Source organism: Mycobacterium sp. (genome assembly GCF_035570115.1).
Taxonomy (GTDB): Bacteria; Actinomycetota; Actinomycetes; order Mycobacteriales; family Mycobacteriaceae; genus Mycobacterium.
Genome location: NZ_DATMLH010000080.1, coordinates 16,806 through 38,380, shown reverse-complemented (window position 1 = coordinate 38,380; position 21,575 = coordinate 16,806). Strand labels below are relative to the sequence as shown.

The 21,575-nt window shown below is 65.3% G+C and carries 22 protein-coding genes and 1 pseudogene; 14 read left to right on the top strand and 9 right to left on the bottom strand.

All coding sequences use genetic code 11. The features are described 5' to 3' along the window. The first annotated feature begins 8 nt into the window (after positions 1-8). Entirely contained in the window at positions 9-347 is a 339-nt protein-coding gene (locus VNW74_RS06255) for a VOC family protein (RefSeq protein ID WP_325675734.1), read from the top strand. Between the two features lie 128 nt (positions 348-475). After that, positions 476-805 (top strand): PE-PGRS family protein, encoded by a 330-nt coding sequence (locus VNW74_RS06250; protein WP_325675729.1) that lies wholly within the window; start codon positions 476-478, stop codon positions 803-805. Positions 806-979: 174 nt separating this feature from the next. Here VNW74_RS06250 and VNW74_RS06245 read toward each other — a convergent pair whose 3' ends face one another. Next, positions 980-1,555, bottom strand: coding sequence for a hemerythrin domain-containing protein (locus tag VNW74_RS06245; protein WP_325675728.1), 576 nt, complete (start codon positions 1,553-1,555; stop codon positions 980-982). 73 nt (positions 1,556-1,628) lie between these two features. Between VNW74_RS06245 and VNW74_RS06240 the strand changes: the two genes are divergently transcribed. From VNW74_RS06240 to VNW74_RS06230, 3 genes are all read left to right on the top strand, one after another. Continuing rightward, positions 1,629-2,348, top strand: a complete 720-nt coding sequence (locus VNW74_RS06240) for a CoA pyrophosphatase (RefSeq protein ID WP_325675727.1) — start codon at positions 1,629-1,631, stop codon at positions 2,346-2,348. 117 nt (positions 2,349-2,465) lie between these two features. After that, complete coding sequence (locus VNW74_RS06235; RefSeq protein ID WP_325675726.1) at positions 2,466-3,923, top strand: aldehyde dehydrogenase family protein; 1,458 nt, start codon at positions 2,466-2,468, stop codon at positions 3,921-3,923. Positions 3,924-3,961: 38 nt separating this feature from the next. Beyond that, entirely contained in the window at positions 3,962-4,426 is a 465-nt protein-coding gene (locus VNW74_RS06230; protein WP_325675725.1) for a nitroreductase/quinone reductase family protein, read from the top strand. Positions 4,427-4,451: 25 nt separating this feature from the next. On the opposite strand, the pseudogene VNW74_RS06225 reads toward VNW74_RS06230, so the two are convergent. Then, positions 4,452-4,913: pseudogene (locus tag VNW74_RS06225) on the bottom strand (winged helix-turn-helix transcriptional regulator); the annotation flags it as partial. A gap of 87 nt (positions 4,914-5,000) precedes the next feature. On the opposite strand from VNW74_RS06225, the gene VNW74_RS06220 reads away from it, so the two are divergent. The 5 genes from VNW74_RS06220 (at position 5,001) to VNW74_RS06200 (ending at position 9,505) form a co-directional block, all read left to right on the top strand. Next, positions 5,001-6,134 carry an acyl-CoA dehydrogenase family protein gene (locus VNW74_RS06220; protein ID WP_325675724.1) on the top strand — a complete coding sequence of 378 codons (1,134 nt, stop codon included), beginning with the start codon at positions 5,001-5,003 and terminating at the stop codon, positions 6,132-6,134. After that, positions 6,131-7,135 (top strand): LLM class F420-dependent oxidoreductase, encoded by a 1,005-nt coding sequence (locus tag VNW74_RS06215; protein WP_325675723.1) that lies wholly within the window; start codon positions 6,131-6,133, stop codon positions 7,133-7,135. Before VNW74_RS06220 ends, VNW74_RS06215 begins: the two co-directional genes overlap by 4 nt. Then, the gene (locus VNW74_RS06210; protein ID WP_325675722.1) at positions 7,132-8,136 is read left to right on the top strand and encodes an NADP-dependent oxidoreductase; all 1,005 of its coding nucleotides are present in this window, start codon (positions 7,132-7,134) and stop codon (positions 8,134-8,136) included. The genes VNW74_RS06215 and VNW74_RS06210 overlap by 4 nt, the downstream gene beginning before the upstream one ends. Positions 8,137-8,196: 60 nt before the next feature. After that, positions 8,197-8,619 carry a pyridoxamine 5'-phosphate oxidase family protein gene (locus VNW74_RS06205; RefSeq protein WP_325675721.1) on the top strand — a complete coding sequence of 141 codons (423 nt, stop codon included), beginning with the start codon at positions 8,197-8,199 and terminating at the stop codon, positions 8,617-8,619. A gap of 232 nt (positions 8,620-8,851) precedes the next feature. Beyond that, entirely contained in the window at positions 8,852-9,505 is a 654-nt protein-coding gene (locus VNW74_RS06200; RefSeq protein ID WP_325675720.1) for a hypothetical protein, read from the top strand. Between the two features lie 56 nt (positions 9,506-9,561). Here VNW74_RS06200 and VNW74_RS06195 read toward each other — a convergent pair whose 3' ends face one another. Continuing rightward, positions 9,562-10,686 (bottom strand): alkene reductase, encoded by a 1,125-nt coding sequence (locus VNW74_RS06195; protein WP_325675719.1) that lies wholly within the window; start codon positions 10,684-10,686, stop codon positions 9,562-9,564. A gap of 162 nt (positions 10,687-10,848) precedes the next feature. On the opposite strand from VNW74_RS06195, the gene VNW74_RS06190 reads away from it, so the two are divergent. Continuing rightward, positions 10,849-12,264: an alpha/beta hydrolase domain-containing protein gene (locus VNW74_RS06190; RefSeq protein ID WP_325675718.1), complete on the top strand. Its 1,416-nt coding sequence runs from the start codon at positions 10,849-10,851 to the stop codon at positions 12,262-12,264. A gap of 21 nt (positions 12,265-12,285) precedes the next feature. Here VNW74_RS06190 and VNW74_RS06185 read toward each other — a convergent pair whose 3' ends face one another. From VNW74_RS06185 to VNW74_RS06175, 3 genes are all read right to left on the bottom strand, one after another. Continuing rightward, positions 12,286-12,663: a hypothetical protein gene (locus VNW74_RS06185; RefSeq protein WP_325675733.1), complete on the bottom strand. Its 378-nt coding sequence runs from the start codon at positions 12,661-12,663 to the stop codon at positions 12,286-12,288. A 110-nt stretch (positions 12,664-12,773) separates the two neighbouring features. Then, positions 12,774-13,784, bottom strand: coding sequence for an Lrp/AsnC family transcriptional regulator (locus VNW74_RS06180; RefSeq protein ID WP_325675717.1), 1,011 nt, complete (start codon positions 13,782-13,784; stop codon positions 12,774-12,776). Between the two features lie 17 nt (positions 13,785-13,801). After that, complete coding sequence (locus VNW74_RS06175; protein WP_325675716.1) at positions 13,802-15,259, bottom strand: CoA transferase; 1,458 nt, start codon at positions 15,257-15,259, stop codon at positions 13,802-13,804. A gap of 163 nt (positions 15,260-15,422) precedes the next feature. Here VNW74_RS06175 and VNW74_RS06170 point away from each other — a divergent pair, with 163 nt between their 5' ends. Further along, on the top strand, positions 15,423-16,547 hold the full coding sequence (locus VNW74_RS06170; protein WP_325675715.1) for an FAD-dependent oxidoreductase: 1,125 nt from the start codon (positions 15,423-15,425) through the stop codon (positions 16,545-16,547). A gap of 22 nt (positions 16,548-16,569) precedes the next feature. Here the strand turns inward: VNW74_RS06170 and VNW74_RS06165 are convergent, their stop codons facing one another. Continuing rightward, positions 16,570-17,313, bottom strand: coding sequence for a methyltransferase domain-containing protein (locus tag VNW74_RS06165; RefSeq protein ID WP_325675714.1), 744 nt, complete (start codon positions 17,311-17,313; stop codon positions 16,570-16,572). 183 nt (positions 17,314-17,496) lie between these two features. Between VNW74_RS06165 and VNW74_RS06160 the strand changes: the two genes are divergently transcribed. After that, positions 17,497-18,387 carry an SDR family NAD(P)-dependent oxidoreductase gene (locus tag VNW74_RS06160; RefSeq protein ID WP_325675713.1) on the top strand — a complete coding sequence of 297 codons (891 nt, stop codon included), beginning with the start codon at positions 17,497-17,499 and terminating at the stop codon, positions 18,385-18,387. Positions 18,388-18,408: 21 nt separating this feature from the next. Here VNW74_RS06160 and VNW74_RS06155 read toward each other — a convergent pair whose 3' ends face one another. Together VNW74_RS06155 and VNW74_RS06150 are read right to left on the bottom strand one after the other, a co-directional pair. Further along, positions 18,409-19,155, bottom strand: a complete 747-nt coding sequence (locus VNW74_RS06155; protein ID WP_325675712.1) for a class I SAM-dependent methyltransferase — start codon at positions 19,153-19,155, stop codon at positions 18,409-18,411. 144 nt (positions 19,156-19,299) lie between these two features. Further along, positions 19,300-20,667 (bottom strand): adenylate/guanylate cyclase domain-containing protein, encoded by a 1,368-nt coding sequence (locus tag VNW74_RS06150; protein WP_325675711.1) that lies wholly within the window; start codon positions 20,665-20,667, stop codon positions 19,300-19,302. A 114-nt stretch (positions 20,668-20,781) separates the two neighbouring features. On the opposite strand from VNW74_RS06150, the gene VNW74_RS06145 reads away from it, so the two are divergent. Further along, on the top strand, positions 20,782-21,546 hold the full coding sequence (locus VNW74_RS06145; RefSeq protein WP_325675710.1) for an SDR family oxidoreductase: 765 nt from the start codon (positions 20,782-20,784) through the stop codon (positions 21,544-21,546). Positions 21,547-21,575 lie beyond the last annotated feature (29 nt).

The window sequence follows — 21,575 nt, the reverse complement described above, 5'->3', positions numbered from 1 at the left end:
CTACAAAAGTGATGGCCAACCTTCGAGGGGCCGATATTGAGGCGGCCAAGAGCTTCTACGCCGACTACCTCGGACTGACCAACGAGGAGTTCAACATGGGTTGGGTGGCCCGGTATACCTCGGCCGACCGCAGGGCGGTCGTTCAGCTCGTAACGCGGGATGAGACCGCCGCTGAAGACTCGGTGATTTCCGTCTGCACGGACGACATCGACGCTGCCTACGCGGAGGCTCGGAAACTCGGCTACGACATCGTGCATCCATTGAGTACAGAGGCATGGGGCCTGCGCCGGTTCTTCGTCCGGGCCCCGGACGGCAACGTGATCAACATCGTGAACCACCGAGACTGAAGCTTCGACGGGCCCGCTCGCTGAAGACCGAAATCGCCTCCAGGGCTGCGTAAGCTATTTTCGATATTGATGTTTTGCACATATGTGGAAGTGGGTACACGACGCGCATGTTAGCGAAATTGAGTCTGATGAAACCGCTGGTAATTGGTGGAGCTGTTGCTGCGGCGATTGCTGTTACGCCTGTGGCGTCAGCTGAAGCTTTCGCAGCCGGCCCGGCGATGACCGGCACGGCACCGACGCATGTGGTCTTCAAGCAAGATCCAGGCGGCGGTGGGTGTGACGCGAATGGCAACTGCGGCTCCGGCGGCCAATTCACCGGCCCCGGTGGCGGTCCCGGTGGGCAGGGCTGCGTCCCCGGCGTTGGCTGTGGCTCCGGCGGACAGTTCGCGGGTCCGGGTGGCGTGCCGGGTGGTGTCGGCTGTCTTCCGGGCGTCGGCTGCGGCTCCGGCCACGGCTAGACCGCCCCGAGTAAGCGGTTCGTGGATAACTAGATAAAGGGTGCGATTGTCAGCGACTCGGCAGTGAGTCGCTGACGATCGGCAAGTTCGGCGTGCATGCACGCCGAACTTCTTTATCTGCCGGGCAAGGCGTATGCGCCGAGGACGTCGATGCGTACGGCATGGTGCTCCGGATCATTCGCCTTTCAGGCTGCCGATGCGCAGCGAGTAGTCCGTGCGTTGGGACGGCGAGGTGTTCTCGAGTTCCTCGACGTAGCGTTGCGGATCGCGGTCGATGATTGGTATTCCCTTGGTGGTGCGATGTTGGGCCATGAACTCGCTGTACTGTCGCCCGAGCGATTCACGAAGGCCGACGGGGGCATGGCGGTGGAAGTCTGAAAGTCCTTCCCGTTCCTCTTCGCTCATATGGTCGTCGTTGGCCTTGCGGGTTTGGCCGACCGCCGCCCACCATTGGTCGGTGCCGACGGTCGCCGCGTTCGCGGCGCGCACTCCATCGCGAATGTCGTTGTGATCGCCGATGGCGTCGAGCGTCTCGCCTTCGGGATCGTCCGCGCCGCGCTTGAGCAGCTGCGGATAGAAGATCTTCTCTTCGATGTAGGCGTGCAGGTCAAGCTTCTCGCCAAGGGGACGCCATACGCGCTCGAGTGCGGCATGGTCGATCGACGTCTGCGCTCGCAGATCGTCCAGCTTGGCGAACCGTTCGCGGAACCAGTCATGGTCAGCGCGGATCACCTCGGTGATGTCAGCCATCTCGACCAGTTAATCAGCTCTTCTGCTAGCACATTGGAATTCGAGACCGCGCCGCTGCGCCTAGGCTCGGGAGATGCCGATCCGATATGACGACGTGCTGCGCGAGCAGATCAGGGTCCATTTGGCGGACCATGACCGTCGCGTCGTCGCCGACCCGACGAAGCGGCACGCGGCCGTCGCGGTGCTGCTCGTCGACTCAGAGGTCGGGGAGGACAGGATTGATCCGGCACCGGTGGACGACTGGATCGCCGGACGCCCGATGCCCGAGGCCGGCCTCGACGGCCGCATGACGAACGTATCGGGCGGCGCCGCGTTCCTGTTGTGCCGCAGGGCCTCGCGTCTCAACTCACACGCGGCGCAGTGGGCACTTCCCGGCGGTCGTGTGGACCCGGGGGAAAGCGCGGTCGACGCAGCACTGCGGGAGCTGGCCGAGGAGGTTGGCGTCGAACTGGTCGATCCGACCGTGTTGGGCATGCTTGACGACTATCCGACTCGATCCGGATACGTCATCACCCCGGTCGTGATCTGGGGCGGCGGACGGCTCGACCCTCGACCGGCGCCCGACGAGGTCGTGGCGGTATACCGCGTGGGACTCCACCAACTGCAGCGCGAGGACTCGCCGCGATTCATCACCATCCCCGAAAGCCCACGGCCGGTGGTGCAGATACCGCTGGGCAACGACCTTATCCACGCACCGACAGGTGCTGTGCTGCTGCAACTGCGCTGGCTATGCCTGGAGGGGCGCCACGATCCGGTCGACGAGCTGGAGCAACCGGTCTTCGCCTGGAAGTAACGCCGTACCGGGCCCTGCGGCTCGGGACCTCTCTCGTGTACCGCGTGGGCTCTGAGCTAGACTCATGACTCCATCTCTACAGAGATAGAGTCGCAGCGAGGCGAAAGGGCTACGTCTATGACGGTGCAGGCTGTGCTGGAGGACATCCGTAAGCGACCCGGCACCGGCGACGTGATTCCGATCATCGACCCCGCCACCGAAGAGCAGATCACTGAGTTCACCGATTGCGGCCCCGAAGCGATCAACGACGCGGTCGCCCGTGCGAAGGCGACGGCCGAGTCGGGGGTGTGGTCGGGCCTGCCCGATTACGACAGGGCCAAGGTGTTGTGGCGGGTCGCCGATCTGATCGATGAAAATGCGGACATCCTCGCGGAGCTCGAATCGCTCAACGCCGGCATCCCGCCGGCTCAGGCGCAGATCATCACCAAGGTTGGATCCGAGTGGTTTCGCTACTACGCCGGGTGGTGCACGAAGATCGACGGCATCGCGCGTGACGTGAATACGGGGGGCCTGACCGGCGTCGACTCGCACATGCACACCTACACCCTGCGAGAGCCCTACGGCGTGGTCGGGCTGATCTTCCCGTGGAACGGCCCGGTGTTCAATTTCTGCGCCAAGCTCGCGCCGTCGCTGGCCGCCGGTTGCAGCAGCGTCGTCAAACCCGCTGAGGAGACACCGCTTTCGGCGCTGGTGCTGGATCGGATCCTGGCCGAGGCCGGCGTACCCGACGGCGTCGTCAACCTGGTCAACGGCTACGGCCACACCGCCGGTGCGGCCATCACTGCGCACCCCGACGTCGAGAAGGTCGCGTTCACCGGGTCGACCGAGGTCGGCCGGGCGATCGTGCACGCCGCGGCGGACAGCAACCTCAACAAGGTCACGCTGGAGCTCGGCGGCAAGTCCCCGGTAGTGATTTTCGACGACGCCAATCTGGACTCGGCAATTCCGATGGCGTCGTTCGGCACTTTCATCCATTCCGGCCAGGCCTGCGTGTGCGGGTCACGCATCTTCGCCCAGCGCGGTGTCTACGAGCGGGTCGTCGAGGGCATCGCCAACATGGCCAACGTCATGCAGCTGGGTGGTCCCAAGGACGAGGGCGCCATGGTCGGTCCGCTGATCAGCCAGAAGCAGCTCACCCGCGTGCTGGGTTATCTCGACCAGGGCAAGTCTGACGGCGTGGAGCTCGTTACCGGCGGGCATCGCCTCGACCGCAAGGGGTACTTCGTGCACCCGACGGTCGTCACGAACGTCGACCCCGATTCCAGCCGGCTGTTCCAGGAGGAGATCTTCGGGCCGGTGGTCACGATCCTGCCGTTTGACGACGAGGACGAAGCCATCGCGCTGGCCAACAACAGCACCTACGGGCTGGCCGCCACCACCTGGACCGACGACCTGGGCCGTGCACACCGGTTGGCCAAGCGGCTGAAGGCCGGCACCGTGGGCCTGAACTGTCAGATGCAGTTCGACCACTCGATGCCGTTCGGCGGCTACAAGCAATCCGGCTGGGGCTATGAATCAGGCAAGGCCGGCATTGAGACTTACCTGCAGACGAAAATCGTTTGGGCGCAGATGTAACCGTTCGTCGGTCAGCGAGCCCGCAGTAGTGTGAAGACATGCTGCGTGGTGTCATAAGTTCGATCCAACGATGGCAGTATCGTGGCGGCCGTCCCGGGTGGACGGCGCGCATCGGAAACCGTTTGGGCGCCTTGAGTTTTGCGGCCGGCATCGGACCTGGCGGAGCCGCCACACTGGAAGTGCGTGGTCATAAGTCGGGGCGGATGATTTCGTTCCCGGTGGTCGTCGCCGACTACCAGGGCGAGCGCTATCTGGTGGCCATGCTCGGCCAGAAGACGAATTGGGCGCGCAACCTGCGGGCCGATGGCCATGCGGTATTGCGACGCGGTCGACCCGAAGACGTGTCTTTGGTAGAGGACCTGTCCGATAACCGCGCCGCGATCTTGCGTCGATACCTCGAAGTGGCGGCCGGGGCGCGCCCGTTTTTCCCGGTCGACCGTCACGCGCCGCTTACCGAGTTCGAGCGGATCGTCGATCTTTATCCGGTTTTTCGGGTCGCCTGAGCGGCGTACCGGTGAGCGCGGGCTGCTCGGTCCGGAAGCCGGGTCCGGGCTCGGGGGTGACGTTGCGTGCGGTGATCTTCTTGTGGCAGTGCGAGCACACCAGGACCGGGTCGGCGATGTGCCCGCATGGCTGGTGACGCAACACGATCGGCGGACCCTTGGGCTGCGAAAGGTGTTGATCGCCCCACTGCATGAGCACCACGATCGCGGCGAACAGGTCTCGGCCGGAGGCGGTCAGCCGGTATTCGTGACGGTCGGGATCCCGCGCGTAGGGCACCTTTTCCAGCAGCCCGTTTTCGACGAGGGTGCGTAGGCGTGACGACAGCGTGGGCCGCGGAATCTGCAGGTTACGAGCCAACTGGCCAAAACGGCGGACCCCAAAGAACATCTCGCGCAGGATCAGCAGTGTCCAACGTTCGCCGACGACCTCCAGCGCCCGGGCAACGGACTCGCCTTGGAAGCGGTGGGACAGGTCGGGGTAGTCCATGGTTCTCATAATCTACCGGTTCATAATCTGAACCGCATGCGGTAAGATAATTGAACCACCCAGCTCGTCTGCGCAAAGTGAGGCAGTATGCAGAACACCGAAGTCGCCACCATGCCCGTTGTGTTGCGGGCCCGCGAGATCGCCGATTCAGCACGTGGCATGGCAGATCAAATCGACTCCGAACGCAGACTTCCCGCCGAACTGGTGAGCGCCCTGCGAGATTCGGGTCTGCTGCGAGCGGGGGCGCCGGTGGAGGTCGACGCTCTGGAGCTTCCTGCCGGCACGGCACTGCGCTGCGCCGAGGAGGTGGCGCGCGGCGACGCGTCGGCGGGCTGGTGCGTGTCGATCGCGATCACCAGCAGCCTGCTGGTTGCCTATCTGCCGCCGGTGAGCCGTGACGAGCTGTTTGGCGACGGACGCGGCGTGGCCGCCGGCGTGTGGGCGCCGCAGGGCAAGGCCCGTCGCGTGCCCGGCGGCGTCGTGGTGTCGGGGCGGTGGGCATTCTGCAGCGGCATTACCCACGCCGACGTACTGTTCGCCGGCTGCGTCCTCGAGGATCGCCCGGCCGTGGTGGCGTTGCCGACCGAGCAGCTACAGATCCTGGACACCTGGCACACCCTCGGCCTCCGTGGCACCGGCAGTCACGACACCGTCGCCGACGAGGTTTTTGTCCCGAATGAGCGGGTGGTCTCGATATTCGACGGGCCGGTGATCGACCGGCCGCTGTACCGATTCCCGCCGTTCGGATTCTTCGCCGCGTGCATCACCGCGGCCGCGATGGGAAACGCGCGTGCGGCGATCGACAATTTCGTCGACCTCGCCGGCACCAAAAAGGGCGTCGCAGCCAGTCGCACGCTTGCCGAGCGGTCCACTATCCAGGCGGCGGTCGCCTCTGCCGAGTCGGCATTGGAAGCTGCGCGGGCGGGGTACTACCAGGCCATCGACACGGCGTGGCAGGCAAGTCAGGACGGACCTAGCGTTCCGTTGGAGGCGCGCGCGCGAATACGGCTGGCCGCCACGCACGGGGTGCGCGTCTCGGCCGACGTGGTGCGCACGATGTATGACCTCGCCGGGGGCAGCGCCATCTACGACGGCGCACCATTGCAGCGGCGCTTTCGCGACGCCTTCACCGCCACCGCGCACTTCCAGGTGAATGAGGCATCGCGCGAGCTGCCCGGCCGCATCCTGCTCGGCCAGGCCACCGAGGCGGCAATGCTGTGAGGGCGCCGATCGAAGTGGTGCTGCCGTTTTGGCTGGACCGGCCCGACGAGGAGGCGCTGGACATCGCCACGGCCGCCGCCGAGGCTGGACTGACCGGACTGTGGATCGGCGAAATGGTGAGCTTCGACGCCTTCGCTTTAGCCACCGCGATCGGTATGCGCGCACCGGAATTACGGCTGAACGTGGGACCGTTGCCGATCAGCGTGCGAAACCCGGCAGCGATCGCGTTGGGAGCCAGCTCGGTGGCGACCCTCACCGGCTGTCAGGTCGACGTCGCGCTGGGCGCCTCCAGCCCAATCATCGTGGGAGGGTGGCATGACCGCGAGTGGTCGCACAGTGCAGCGCGCATGCGCGAAACAATCCAATGCCTCCGGCCGATCCTGCGTGGCGAGCGCGCCGACTATGGCGGGCGCTTTGTCCGCAGCCACGGATTTCGGCTGCGGCACCCGCTCCCGGACACCCGCATAGGAGTCGGCGCGTTCGGCCCGATCATGACGCGGCTCGCGGCGCGGCTCGCCGACGAGGTGGTGCTCAATCTGGCGTCGCCGCAGCGGGTCGCGCAGGTGCGCCAACAGCTCGACCATCACGGCGCGGCGGCGGGTCGCCCGTCGCCGCACCTGACGGTGTGGGTACCGGTCGCCGTCCAACCCGGTGCGGCCGCACTACGGCAGTTAGCCAATCAGCTGACCGTTTACCTTGCCCCACCCGGCTACGGCGAGATGTTCTGCGAGCTCGGGTCCGCCGAACTCGTCAAGCGGGCCCGCAGCGGCGCGCGCCGGTCGGAGTTGGCTGCGGCGATTCCCCTCGAGCTGGCCGAGCAGTTGGCCGCAGTCGGTACTCCGGATCAGGTCAGCGCCCGGCTGCGCGCTTATCGTGAAGCCGGGGCAGACACCGTCGCGGCGATACCGGTAACTGCCGAAGACCCGGCCGGTCGGGCCGCACTGCAGTGCGCCGCGCAAAGTTGTCGTGTCACCTCACCAGACCCGGAGACCGCCTCGTGAACGCTGTGAACACCCAATGCCGGCTGGCCGCGCGTCCAGTGGAGTTGCCGAAGGCCGCCGACTGGACGATCGTTGAGGAGCCCAGACCCGTTGCCTCCGAGGGCGAATTCGTCGTCAAGGTCGACTATCTATCGATCGATCCGGCAATGCGCACCTGGATGAACGCCGGCCGCTCGTATGTGCCGCCGGTGGAGATCGGCGAGGTGATGCGGGCGCTCGGCGTCGGGCACGTCGTCGAATCACGCCATCCCGGATTCGCGGTAGGGGACGAGGTGTCCGGGATCTTCGGCGTCCAGAGTTTTGCACTGTCCAACGGCGCGGACGTGAACAAAATCGACACCACCGTGGCACCGGCTACCGTGCATCTGGGGGTTCTCGGCATCAGCGGTCTGACCGCCTATTTCGGATTGCTCGACGTCGGAAGACCTGAACCGGGCCAAACCGTGCTGGTGTCCGGCGCGGCCGGTTCGGTGGGCAGCATCGTGGGACAGATCGCGCGGATCAAGGGTTGCCGAGCCGTCGGTATCGCCGGCGGCGAGCAAAAGTGCCGCTGGCTCGTCGAGGACGTCGGTTTCGACGCCGCAATCGACTACAAGAGCGCCGACCTGCGCGCCGAGCTGAAGACCCACGCACCCGACCGCGTCGATGTCTTTTTCGACAATGTCGGCGGTGCAACGCTGGAAGCCGCCCTGAACCGACTCGCCGGCGGCGCTCGTATCGTCCTCTGCGGTGCGGTGTCGCAGTACAACGACAGTCCGCGGGGACCGTCCAACTACATGCAGTTGCTGGTCGCGCGTGCATCCATGACCGGCTTTGTCATCTTCGACTACGCCAATCGTTACCCGGACGGCGTTGCGCAACTGGCGAAGTGGCTCAATTCCGGCGAACTGCGGTCGCACGAGCACATCGAGCACGGCGATATCGGTGACTTTCCTGGGACGCTGCTGCGGCTGTTCCGCGGAGAAAACACCGGCAAGCTGATCCTCGCTTTGGACAAGTAATGGCACATCCCGCCGGGAAACGGCGGAATAGCCTCGCCGACTCCACGCGTTGAGCCGCGTATGAAAGCTTTCACCGAGACCGAGCGTCAAGAGTTCCTTGCAGCGAAGCATGTGGCCGTGCTGTCCGTGGCCGCCGACGGCCGCCCGCCGGCCAGTGTCCCGATGTGGTATGACTACACGCCTGGCGGGCACATTCGGATCAACACCGGCGCGGGCGCGCGCAAGTCCAAGCTCATCGAGCGGGCCGGCGCCGTGACGCTGGTCGTCCAGAACGAGGAGCCGCCGTACCAATACGTGGTCGTGGAGGGCACCGTCGTCGACACCACGCCCACACCGGTGGAGGTGCGAGAAGCCATCGCCATCCGTTACCTCGGCGAGGAAGCCGGACGCGCGTTCGTCCGCAGCATGGAGGGTCAGAACACCGTGCTGTTCACCGTCCGCCCCGACCGCTGGCTCACTGCCGACTTCTCAGATGAGCTCTGAGTTTTGATTTGAGTCGCCCCCAACCGAGCCGGCTCCCGCATGCCCAACGGCACGGCTGTCGTCGTGTCGCGACCGTTAACGAATTGCCTTGCCATACGATATCCATCTCCGACTCCGGGCCGTTACGTTCGAAAACGCTTAGGAAGCAACTCAAATGGACCTTGACCGCATCACTCATCCGTTGCGACTAGCCAGGGGCTCCCACCAGCCGGGATCCGGCAAAGGGTGTGCCATGAACGCGATTTCATACATCAACGGCGATGAGCAGATCACCGACTTTCCCGCGACATCAGCGCGCCCGCTGGCCTCGTTCGTTCAGTTGTGCAATGACTTGCTGGCCGGACCGGACGGTTACTTGTCACCCGAGGACAGCCTTGTGGTACTCGACCTCGGTTGGCTGACGGTAGGAACCGCCGATGTCGTCGATGACGTCATGCACATCTGGGTAACCAAGCTGCTGATCAGCCCACCGTGGGGCGTCGTCAGATACACCGACGGCGCGGCGACCGAAGCGATCACCGCGATCGCCGAGCTACATCGCAAGCTTGCCCCTGGGGACACGCCGCCGATCGCCGACTGGGACAGGGCCGCGCGCGCTGCCCGCGCCGTCAGTGAGACGTCACAGGGCGCCGAACTCTATGCCATCCGGGCCGCATACCAATCGAGCGCACTTGTTGAGACCGACGATTGGGACACCTTGGATGCGGTGACGGGCAACGCCCTGCGCGCACACAGATTGGCAAACGGGGAAGCCGGAGCGGCCCGGATCCTGGAAGTCACGCGCAACGCTATCCGCTCGTGGCGGCGCCTTGGCGGGTTAAGCGTGGTGAGCAACAGCCCAATACCGGTCGCCGGTGTCCGGCGGCGCAAAGTGGCAGCGGCGTAACGAACAGACAGCCGGAATCGCTTTTGCCGGCGTCGATTTCGTCGCGGCCCGACCGTTCAGTTCCTCCCCACGATCTGCGGTTGGTAGGTGGGATAGTCTGTGTAGCCTCGCGCGCCGGGCGTGTAGTGCGAAGCGCGATCGGATTGTTCGATTGGCGCAAGGGCGGCGAAGCGCGCCGGCAGATCGGGGTTGGCGATGAACGGCTCACCGAACGCGACCAGGTCGACCGACCCCTCTGTGATGAGCTGATTGCCCCGTTCGCGGGTCATGCCGACGTTGGCGATGAGCGTGCCGCGGTATCGGGGACGGAAGTGGGCGAACATCCCGTCACCCTGCAATGAGGCCAAAGGACCGCCGCCGAGGTCGGCCATCGCGCCCATCAGCAGCCAGTGCGCAAGCGGGTAGGTGTTCAGGCCTTCGGCGACATATTCACCCGTCGCCAATGTGTCTGCGGTGGAACGGAATGCACCTCGCTCGCCCCAGGCCGGCCCCGCCTTGACACCGACACGGCCGATGTCAATACGCTCGGCAACGGCGTCAAGGATGTCGAAGAGAATCCGCGCCCGGTTTTCGATGGAGCCGCCGTACTCGTCGTCGCGCAGGTTGGTGGCTGGGTTCAGGAACTGGCTGATCAGGTAGTTGAACCCGGCTTGCAGCTGAACGCCGTCGAATCCGGCCCGCACTGCGTTGCCGGCTGCAGCGGCGAAATCGCCGATGGTCGCCCGAATGTCGGCTTTGGACATGGCTCGCGGCACGACGGTCGGCTTGTTGCCGACGGCCGTGGGCGAATGCAACTGCGGGTTGACCGCTGACGGCGCCAATGGCGCTGCGCCGCCGAGCAGTTCGGGGTGCGACAGAGCGCCGGTGTGCCAGAGCTGGGCGAAGATCACACCCCCCGCACGATGGACGGCGTCGGTGACCTCGGCCCACCCGCGCACCTGCGCGTCGGTGAACAGCCCCGGCACGTCATGCCATCCGATGGCTTGCCGACTGATCCAGGTGCCTTCGGTGATGATCAGACCTGCCGATGCACGCTGGGAATAGTAGTCCACATGTAGTCGGGTCGGCACCAGATCGGGATCGGTTGCGCGCGAACGGGTTAACGGCGCCATCACGATCCGGTTGGCCAGCTCCAGCTGACCCATCCGGTAGGGCCGCAGCAGCGGCTGGGTCGCGCTCATGACAAACCTCAACACCACACGATCTGGAATTGATTCCCGACGCGGCCAGCCCCCGGTAGGCGGCCCGAGGGTCAGCAGGTTGGGCCGTTGAAGCTATGATGTGCACGTGCCGATCAGTGGCGTTCCGGCTGCGTGCCTTTCACTGTTAGTCGTGGTGACACCGTGGCGGATCAGCTAGCCATCACGCCGGCGCCGGGTAAACCCGCACTCCTGTTGGGCGCCTTCGACGTGGCCGGCTTGGGTTATGTCGTCGAGGAGTTCTTCATCTCCGGGACAGCGTCGTCCTTCAGGTCGGCAGCCGAACTCGGCCCCGACGGCCGGTGGAGCGTGACGCCCGCAGACTCGGCCGATTTCGCCACCCGGATGGTCATGCTGACGCCGGCGGATCGGACGCAATTCAACGGGACGGTACTCGTTGAGTGGCTGAATGTGAGCGGCGGCATCGACGCTCCGGCAGTGTGGATGATGGCGCACCGCGAAATGGTTCGCGCCGGCTACGCCTACGTCGCGGTGTCTGCCCAACGGGTCGGCGTCGAGGGCGGCATGAACTTGATGGGCCTGGACATGTCGCTGAAAAGCCAGGATCCGAAACGGTATGCGGCCCTGCGGCATCCCGGCGATGCGTTCAGCTACGACATCTTCACCCAGGCCGGTCGAATCATCAGGGATGGGCAGCGCAATGGCGTTCTTCGCGAACTACGGGCCGAACACGTCGTTGCTCTGGGTGAGTCGCAATCCGCGCTGTTCCTGACGACATACATCAACGCCGTCGACCCGCTCGCCCAGGTCTACGACGGCTTCTTGGTGCATTCGCGATTCGGGCCAGCCGCGCCACTGGACGGCGGCTCGATTTTCGACGTGCTGGACAGCAGCGCATCCCAGGCGGTGAGATTTCGTCCAGACCTGCGTGTCCCGCTCGTCACCATCATCACTGAAACAGATCTTTTCGGTGGTCGGCGACAAGGCTACTACAGCGCGAGACAGCCTGATAGCCAACAGCTTCGGGTTTGGGAGATCGCCGGCACCGCTCATGCCGACAACTACACGATCCTCGTGGCGCCGATCGACACCGGCTCTGCGGCGCTGACCGATATCGTCGCGGCCTACGCGCCGACCAACATGTTGATGGGTCATCAACTGGATCACTTCATCAACTTCGCACCGCAGCACCACTACGTTCTGCAGGCGGCGCTATCGCAGCTCTGCCAGTGGGTGCGCACCGGCCGGCCGGCGACCAGTGCCGCACCCATCGAACTCAGCGATGCCGAGCCACCCCAGCCCGTTCTCGATGCGAACGGGCTCGCGCGGGGCGGCGTCCGGACGCCGTGGGCTGACGTGCCGATTGCCCGGACTTCCGGTGTCGGCACCGAGGAGAGCACGATGTCGTCGATTTTCGGCTCCGGCGAACCGTTGGACGCCGCCGCCGTGCGCCGGCTCTACCCCGGCGGGGTTGCGGACTATCTGGAACGCTTCACTGCGGCGCTGGACTCATCGATCCAGTCAGGGTTCATCTTGACCACCGATCGCGAGGAAATTCTCCAGCTCGCCGCCGCGACCTTCCCCGACGTCAACGATTGATCCACGATCAGACGCGGCGAATCACAACGGCGCGGTCTCAAGGGTCAAGCTGAACATGAAATAGGCCATGCAGAACAAAAAGTTCAGCGTGACAAGAACCAGGCCGACAAAGATGAGCGACCGCGCACCGCGGCGTTTCAGGCGCTTGAATTTCGCGGCGAACTGTTCCCGTTTCAGCTGAGTCACGATGAAGGCGAAATTGACGTCCGTCACCTCGCCAGCGGTGACGGGCGCACCCGCCAGCATCTGCCGGAGCCGCTCGGGCGAGGTGTTGACGCCGACCCGCTCGAACCGTCGACTCAATCGTCGCGCCTGCCTGCGGCGGAGGATCTGATTGTGCACCTGCAACCGATGCGATAGCTGCCCGCGTTCGTTCCCCCAGGGGTTTGACGGGGTCATCACACGCCGGATTGTACTTCGCTCGTGTCTAATATCCGACGGTTCCGGCTCATTGTCTTGGCAGGAATCTCGAACCGTGGGCAGCAGCCGGCGCCCAACCGTCCCTGACCTCAGGTCACTGGCGCCCAGAGGTCCACGGGGACGACGTCCTGTGCGCGTCCGTCGAGCCCGAGTAGCCGTCCCCACGACTTGACGGAGCGCAGCACCACGCGGCTGTCGAGCACTGTCACACCCGGGTGTTCGGCTGACAATCGATGAACCACCGGGTCGAGGTCGGATACGTTGTGCAGCTGCATCGTGACGAAGATGTCGGCCGTTCCGCCGCCGGTGACCGCGACACAGAACCGGGTCTCCGGATATCGGACCAGTGTGCGGCCCACCGCGGCCACCGCTGACCCGGTCACACTGAGCTTGAGCGCGACCGCGGTTGGCCAACCCGCTTGCACCCGTGCGAAATCCGTTCGGAACAACAGCATTCCGGCCTTGGTTAACAGGTTCATGCGGCGGCGCACGGTCGGTTCCGGCCGCCCGGCCGCCGCGGCCAGATCACGGAAACTGAGCCGGCCGTCGCGTTGCAGCGCCAAGAACAGCTCGCGATCGAACGCGTCGAATTCATGCGGCGGATTGGTCTTCGCAGGTTCGGGTGTCACCGCCCGAACCTGATCCGGACTCAAACCGCCGAGGCGCCAGCGCGTCCCGCTGAACAACTGGGTGAGGAGCGCCGATTGGAAGCGGTTCAGGCCGGAGACTGCCGGCAGTGTGTCGACCAGCAACTCGGCCAGCAGCGGTTGATCGGCGGCAACCACCAAGGCGTAGATGTTGTCTCTACCCGTCGTGATGTTGACGCTGAACACCTGTGGTATCGCGGCGAACTCGTCAGCCACGGCCGACGCGGCGCCGGGTTGGCACTCGGCTTCGAACAGCGCGGCCTTGATCGGCAGCTGGGGGCCGGGCGCAGAGGACACCCATGCCCGGCCGGTGGAGACCAGCCGACGCCACCGCCTCGCCGCGGTGACCGGCGAAACATCTAGGACCGCGCCTAGCTCTTCGAAGCTGGCCAGCGGATTGAGGTGCAACGCATCGAGCAACGCGACATCCAGCTCGTCTACCCCATCGCCCACGCGACAATTGTCGCTCTCTAATGGTTGATGCTGGACCATTCGGGCTGGCTGGACCCACGAGGGACCAGGATGGGATCGGGCCAGCGGGGTGGTGTGTGGCTGAAGCTCACCGGTGGGGCGAGCATGTGGACCCGCCCCATCGGGGTGTCGGCGTCGTAGGCGTCGGGGAGGCCGATGGTGTGCTCGTCGTCGCGACCGGCGTCGCCAGGGTCGACCAATCCCAGGGTTTGGTACCACATGGCATTGCGGGTGAGGTTGACGGTGACGTGCCAGCTGCCGCCTTCGGTTTGTTGTTTGATCAGGCCGGCGGCCGCGCCCAGCGCGCCCATGTAGCCGGTGACGAAGTCGTTGATCAGCCCGGTGGGCGGCAGCTGGGGATGGTCGGTGCCGCCTTCGATCACCATCAGTCCGGAGGCCGCCGACCCGTTCATGTCGAAGCCGCCGCGGTTGGCCCATGGTCCGGCCGATCCGTAGGCCGTGACCGAGACGTGCACCAGCCCCGGATGAGTCTGCGCAAGCTCGAGGGGGTCGATCCCGAGCTTCTCTAGTTTGCGGCCGCGGTGGTTGTTGACCACGACGTGTGCGTCGCCGAGCAACCGGTCGACGTCGGCCTTTCCGCTGTCTTTGGTCAAATCCAGCCAGGCGCTGCGGGATCCGATGTTGGCTTCGAAGTAGACCCAGTCGTGCTCAAAATCATTCGGGCGGGTCGCACCCAGAACGTCGGCGCCCTGCTCGGCCAGCACGCGTCCCACCGTGGGCCCGGCGATCGCATGGGTGAACGACAACACCCGCACCCCGCCGAACGGCCGGTCGGACGGGCCCAGCTCGCGCGGCGGTGCGTCCCCGATGCGGGTCAAGCCGATGACGGGCTGGCTGGCCAGCAATGCGCCGTGCGGATGGGCCAGCCACTCCTCGGGGCTTCGGGCCACACACGCCGGCAGGCCGGCCGCATTGGCGGCCTCCTCCAGTTCGAAGGCATCCCAATTGCCAAACACCTCAGCGACTTTGGTGAAGTCAGGCGGCACGTTGAGGAAGCGGCACCAGTTGGCAGACTGATGCGGATACACCGCCGAGGCCATCACCGTGCGTTCGTCGCGGGTGCGGTAGGGAATCAGCGCAAAAGGGTTATCCAACACCAGCGCGATCGAGGGGAATTCGCCGGCCAGCGTTGGCTTCCAGGCAAAGCTGGGATTGATGTGGTGTACCGCCTGGCGTAGGTCCAGGTGCAGATCCTGCCCGGGACCGCCGCGATGGCGGTGCAGTGCTGCCGCGGCAATCGCGTTGCCCATCATCGGGATACCCATCGCGGCGGCGAGCCGGTGGCGAGCCGCAATGATCGGATCCTGGCCGGCAAATGTCACCTGGCCACCAGCATCAGCGACCGACAAACCGACATCGGCGAGTAGTGCATCGAGAGCGACGGTCGGATCGAATGTCGTCTCACTCGTCGACGCCGCTGGGGCTGTAGCAGTCATGGTCGGATTTCCTCTCCGCGGGCTCTGTCGCAGTCAGCATGAAGCCGACGGCCGACGGACCGTGAGAATGAAGGAAACTCATCAGAATCCGCCCCGCAATGACGGAAAGCGTCAAGCCGATGCCGGACCAGCACATAGTTAGAACGTGTTACAGTTTGCCCGCATGAGCCGCAAACGCGTCATCGTCGCGGGGCTGGGGGACGTCGGTATCCTCACCGCGATCAGGCTCTCTCGTCACGCCGACGTCGTCGGTATCTCCGTCAAACCGGGACTGGTCAGCGGCCAGGAACTCGGCGTCCGGTTGTCCCGCCCCGATGACTGGGCCCGCGACTACTGGATCCCCTTCGACAGATTCCGCCGGCTGGATCGGGTGCGGATCATTCAGGGCACACTGACCGGACTCGACCTGGCCGCCCGAACCGTCTCTGGTCGGCGTGACGACGCCGGGACATTCGCCGAGGGATATGACGCGCTGGTCATCGCCACTGGAGTCAGCAACGGCTTCTGGCGCCGCGCGAGCATGCAGTCGGCTGCGGAGATCGGCGCCGATCTGCGCGCTGCGCACAACCGGGTGGCTGCCGCGACATCGGTGATCGTCGTGGGTGGCGGCGCGGCAGCGGTCACCAGCGCCGCCAATATGGCAACCACCTGGCCGGACAAACAGATCGACCTGTACTTTCCGGGCGAGCGGGCTTTGGGCGCCTATCACCCGCGGATTTGGAAGCGCATTCACAGTCGGCTGAGCGGCCTCGGCGTTGGCCTTCACCCAGGGCACCGCGCCGCGCTCGCCAACGGCTTTGCCGGCGACGAGATCACCAGCGCGCCGGTGCACTGGAGCACGGGACAACCCGCGGCCACGGCCGACGCCGTGCTGTGGGCGATAGGGCGGGTGCAACCCAACACCGATTGGCTGCCACCGGAGGTGCTCGACGAGCACGGCTTCGTTCGCGTGACGCCCGAACTGCGGGTGGCCGGCCATCCTGGTGTGTTCGCGATCGGAGACGTCGCGGCTACCGACCCGCTGCGCAGCTCCGCCCGCAACCGCGGGGATGCGCTGGTGGCCCGTAACATTCGCGCCGAGCTCGCAGGTCGACGGCTGCGCAGATTTCGAGCGCCGGGGCGAAGGTGGGGCTCGTTACTAGGTATTCAGCCCAACGGGCTCGAGGTCTTCTTCCCGACCGGTCATGCCCTGCGCTTCCCGTCGTGGTCGGTCGAACGCGTGGTGATGCCGTTGATCGTCCGATGGGGCATGTACGGGGGAGTGCGAGAAAACCACCCTCTGGTATGACGAGGCGTGCCGGTCCGCGGTGTCACCCGCGTTTGGCGCGCACCCACTGGACGGTGCCGACGTTCTTGGTCCGCACGCTCGCAAAGCCGTGGTCTTCCAGGATGTCGCCGATTTCGTCTTCGCCGAAGACATAGGCCCCGACGTTCGGCAGCTTGTTCCACAGCTGGGCGGCACGCCCGACGGTCGGGACCATCACCGCCAGTCGCCCGCCCGGCCGCAGGACCCGGGCGATCTCGGACAGCGTTGCCACCGGGTCAGGTATGAGCTGGAGAACGGCGATCGAGACCGCTGCATCGACGGTCTGGTCGCGCAGCGGCAGCCGCTGTGCATCAGCCCGCAGAAAGCCGACCTGCGGTCCGGCTTCGGCGCGCACCGCCCGCGCCAGCATCGGCACGGAGATGTCCACGCCCAAGGCGAGCCCGTCGGGTCCTGCGGCGCGAGCCAGCGCGGCAGTTATGGAGCCGGGACCGGATCCGACGTCCAACGCGATCCCGCCTTGCGGGATGTTCAACCACTCGAGCGGGAAATGCCATACCGCCATAAACCTGCGTGTGATCGCCTGTGCATTGTCGTAAAGCATCGACCCGAGCGGCGATGCCCATGCCGCCTGTATGGGACCGGTGTTCTTGGCCGGGCCCACATCCTCGGCCGAGCCATTCAGTAGGTCGAGATAGCCCTTGCTGACATCCGGTTCGGTCGGCGGATCGATGAGCAGGTCCAGCGCCCTGTGTAAAGCAGGGGGCAACGTCGTGTTCACATCGGTCATTCGCGCCACTCCTCGCGTGTTCCTTCGATGAAATATCAAGTTCTGCAGGCGTTTACGGAATCGAAGCCGTCATTGCCTGGACAGCGCGGCTCTGCTCGCAGCCTACGCCGGACCTCCGGACGGTTCCACCCGCGCTACTCGGCCCACCGCGGTCTAGTCTCGGATTGACGAGGGAGAAAGACAGTGACGACAGTGTGGTCGCCGAGCCGACTCGGCAACCTGACCGGCAAGCGGATCATCGTGACCGGAGCGACCAATGGCGTCGGCCTCGGAACCGCGCGTCTGCTCGCTCGCGCGGGCGCACACGTGATCATGGCCGTCCGCAACACCGAGCTGGGCGCACAGCGCGCCGCCGAGATCGGCGGCTCTACGTCGATCGCCGAACTCGATCTCGCGGACCTGTCGTCGGTACGCGCATTCCCCGACCAACTCGACGGCGACGTCGACATTTTGATCAATAACGCCGGGGCAGTCGTCCAGCACCGGACCGACACCGTGGACGGCTTCGAGATGACAATGGGTACAAACTTTTTGGGCCCGTTCGCGTTGACGAACCTGCTGTTGGGGCGGGTGCGCTCGCAGATCATCAACGTCGGGTCCGATGCCCATAAATCGGCGACCCTGCGGCTCGACGACATGCATCTGCGCTCGCACCGTTGGGCGGCGTATCCGGCATACGCGCGTTCGAAACTTGCGGTGATGTTGTGGGGCCTCGAACTCGACCGCCGGTTGCGGGCGGCGCAGTCGCGGGTCACGACCCAGCTCACGCACCCAGGTTGGGTGTCGTCCAATCTGTCCCACGTATCCGACACGCCAGTGATGGCGGGTTTCCATCGGGTGGTCGGGGTGTTGGCAAACAGGTTTGGCAACGACATCGAAGAAGGCGCCGCGCCGACGCTGTATTGCATCAGCGAGCCGATTCCGCCTGGCAGTTATGTGGGTGTCGACGGCCGGCTCGGCCTACAGGGCGGCCCGGTTCTGATCGGCCGGTCCGCCGTCGCGTGTGATTACGAAGCGGCGGCGAAGGTGTTCGAGTTCGGCGAAAAAGAAACCGGGACAGTATTTTCCGTATAGTCGACGGTGTAGCCGCAGCGGTTATGCCGGCGTGGCGAGGATCGCCACTGCATCGCCGCCGACCGCCACGCCCATGGACCCGATCCGTTCGATGAGCCGTGCCCGAAGCTCGGACGCCTTGTCGGCGGGAAGTATCAGCTGATGGGAAAAGGTGAACGCGATATCGACCCACTGCTGCGCGGAGTAGTGCAGGTCATGCGGATAGCGTCGCTGGGTGACGGTGAAGCCCGCGGCGGTGAGTAGGTCGACGATTTCGTCGGGATTGCCGTCGGTGCTGCGCCGTTCGACGTTCATGTAGTCCCGGTAGATCGATTCGAACTCCGCACGGGTAGGTCTGGTGGGTCTCAACCGGTTCCATATGAGCGCCAGCTGCCCGCCGTCGTCGAGGATGCCGCGTACCTTGGGCAGCGCCGCCGCGGGATCGACCCAATGAAACGATGCCGCGAACACCACGCGGTCGAATCGACGCCCCGCAGGCTCCCACTGCTCGAATGTCGCGATTTCAACCGGGATGCCCTTTGCCTGGGCGACGGCGGCCATGCGGGTATCGGGCTCGACCGCAAGAAGGTCGGCGCCTCGTTCGATGAACTGCATCGAGGCAATACCGGTGCCGGCGCCCGCCTCGAGCACGCGGCGAGCACCGGGCGCCAGCACGTCGTCGATCAGTTGATCGGGATAGCGCGGACGATAGGTGTCATAGTTTTGTGCTGCACCGCCAAATGAGTTGGCGCGCTCGCGATTAGTGAAAAGGTTCAGTCGCGGTGGCATGCTGCCGAGCCTATCGGGGCAAAATGTGTCCCCGCTGTGAATGCATGGTGGCGAGGCTTATTGGCGCCGCTCCTCTCCCCCTCGCCGCTGCGCGGCTGGGTGGTACCCCCACATCGCTTGCGCTCTGCATCGTCGCGGCGCGGCTCACGACTGCTTGACCGTCGCGCGGGTCCGCTCGAGAGCGCACAGACTCCATTGGCCTGGCACGCCTTTGAGGTCGTGCTCGCCGCGGTCGGCGAACCGGTGCCGAGAACCGGTGACGATGTCGCGAACCGTCGATGACACCAGCACCTCGCTGGGCCCGGCCAGCGCCGCGACGCGCGCGCCGATATGCACAGCCATCCCGGCGACATCGTCACCGCGCACTTCGACCTCGCCGGCGTGAATACCCACCCGAATCTCGATGCCGAGCACCCGGATCGCGTCGACAAGGGAGTCGGCGCACGCGATCGCGGCGCTCGGGCTGGGGAAGGACGCGACGAATCCGTCACCGGCGGTGTTCACTTCGAAACCGCCGAACCGTTCGAGGTCGTGACGCACGATGGTGTCGTGGTTGTCCAGCAGGTCCCGCCACCGGCCGTCGCCGAGCACCGCGGCGCGCTCGGTCGAGCCGACGATGTCTGTGAACATGATGGTGGTGAGCACCCGCTCGGCGCCGAAGCCCCCTCGGACGCCAGTGACGAATTCCTCGATCTCGTCGAGCATCGGGGCGGTGTCGCCAACCCAGTACAAAGCGTCTGCTCCGGGAAGCTCGATGAGGTGTGCTCCGGTGATGTGCTCAGCGATGTACCGGCCGTTATCGACTGGGCAGAACTCCGAGTCCTCGCGGTGCACGACGAGCGTCGGCGCGGTGATCCGCGGCAGCGTGTCACGGACATCGCAATGCCTGACGGTCAGGATGATGGCGCGGGCCATGCTGGGTGAGGCCGCCCGGTTTCCGGCCATGTCCCACCACGAGCGGAATGCGTTGTCGTCGACCATGCTGGGCGCGATGAAACCGAGCATGTCGAAGCCCTGGTCAACGGCATCCGGCTCCATCGCCACCGTCGTGTAGGGGTCTTCCTCGACGATCTCAAACCCCATCGGGTAGTCGGGAGCGCGAAGCGTCCGGGCCGCCCCGTTGACGATCACCAGGTTGCTCACCCGCTCGGGATAGTCGGCCGCCAGGATGAGTCCGGTCATCGAGGCGAACCCGGGGGCGAAAATCGTCGCCCGCTCGCTTCCGATGGCATCCATCACCGCGATGGCGTCTTTTGCCCAGAACTTAGGCCCGATCACGTCCAACGAAACGCGTGACGACATGCCGACCCCGCGCTGGTCGAGCCGGATCACCCGGCTGAAGGATGCCAGCCGCCGGTGAAAGCGGTACATCGACGGCTCGGCGTCGATCGTGTCGATAGGGATGGACGGCCCCGGCAGCACCAGCACGTCGGTCGGTCCGTCGCCCAATACCTGGTAGGCGATATCGACCTCGCTGCAACTGGCGTAGCGAGTCCGCGGAAACTGCGCCACGGTTACAGGCTAGTTCAGCGCACCGACATGATTGTCAGCCCGTCACGCCGCGGGTCCGCCGCGACAGGGTATGCAGGTAGCAGGAAGTGACGCGAAGAGCAGGAGGAGAACGCCATGCAGATGACGGGCAACACCATCCTGGTGACCGGCGGGGGCACCGGGATCGGCCGCGGCTTGGCCGAGTCATTTCACCGGTTGGGCAACCAGGTCGTCATCGCCGGCCGACGTCAAGAACCGCTTCAGGCGGTCGCCGAAGCCAACCCGGGCATCCAGCACCTGTCGCTGGATCAAGGCGACCCCGCCGATATCCGGCGATTCGCCATCGAACTCAACGACAGCTATCCGGACCTCAACGTCATCGTCAACAATGCCGGCATCCAGCGCGTCGAGGACCTCGCCGGCGGTGGCCCCGGGACGGCGGAACAGACCGTCGCGATTAACCTGTTGGGCCCCATCCGGCTCACCGCGGCGTTGCTGCAACGGCTGCTGGGCAAGCCACACGCGGCAATCCTCAACGTCACGTCCGGGCTGGCGTTCATGCCGAGCGCGCTCACACCGACGTATTGCGCCACCAAAGCAGCGCTGCACTCTTACACCCAGTCGCTGCGTTTCCAACTTCGCGAAACCTCCGTCCAGGTCATCGAGATCATTCCGCCGCAAGTGCAGACTGGTTTACAGGGCGATCGCGGATTCGACCCGAAGGGAATGCCGTGCGATGAGTACGTCGCCGAGACGATGACGCTTTTGCAGGCACAGCCGCAGGCCGACGAGATCATCGTGGAGCGCGTCAAGGGGTTCCGGTTTGCCGAGCGGGACGGCGCTTACGGCGACATCTATCCCGCGTTCAACCAGACGATGGCAGCGGTACTGGAGCAGTGAGTAAAAACCTCCGCGTTAGACGGGAGAAC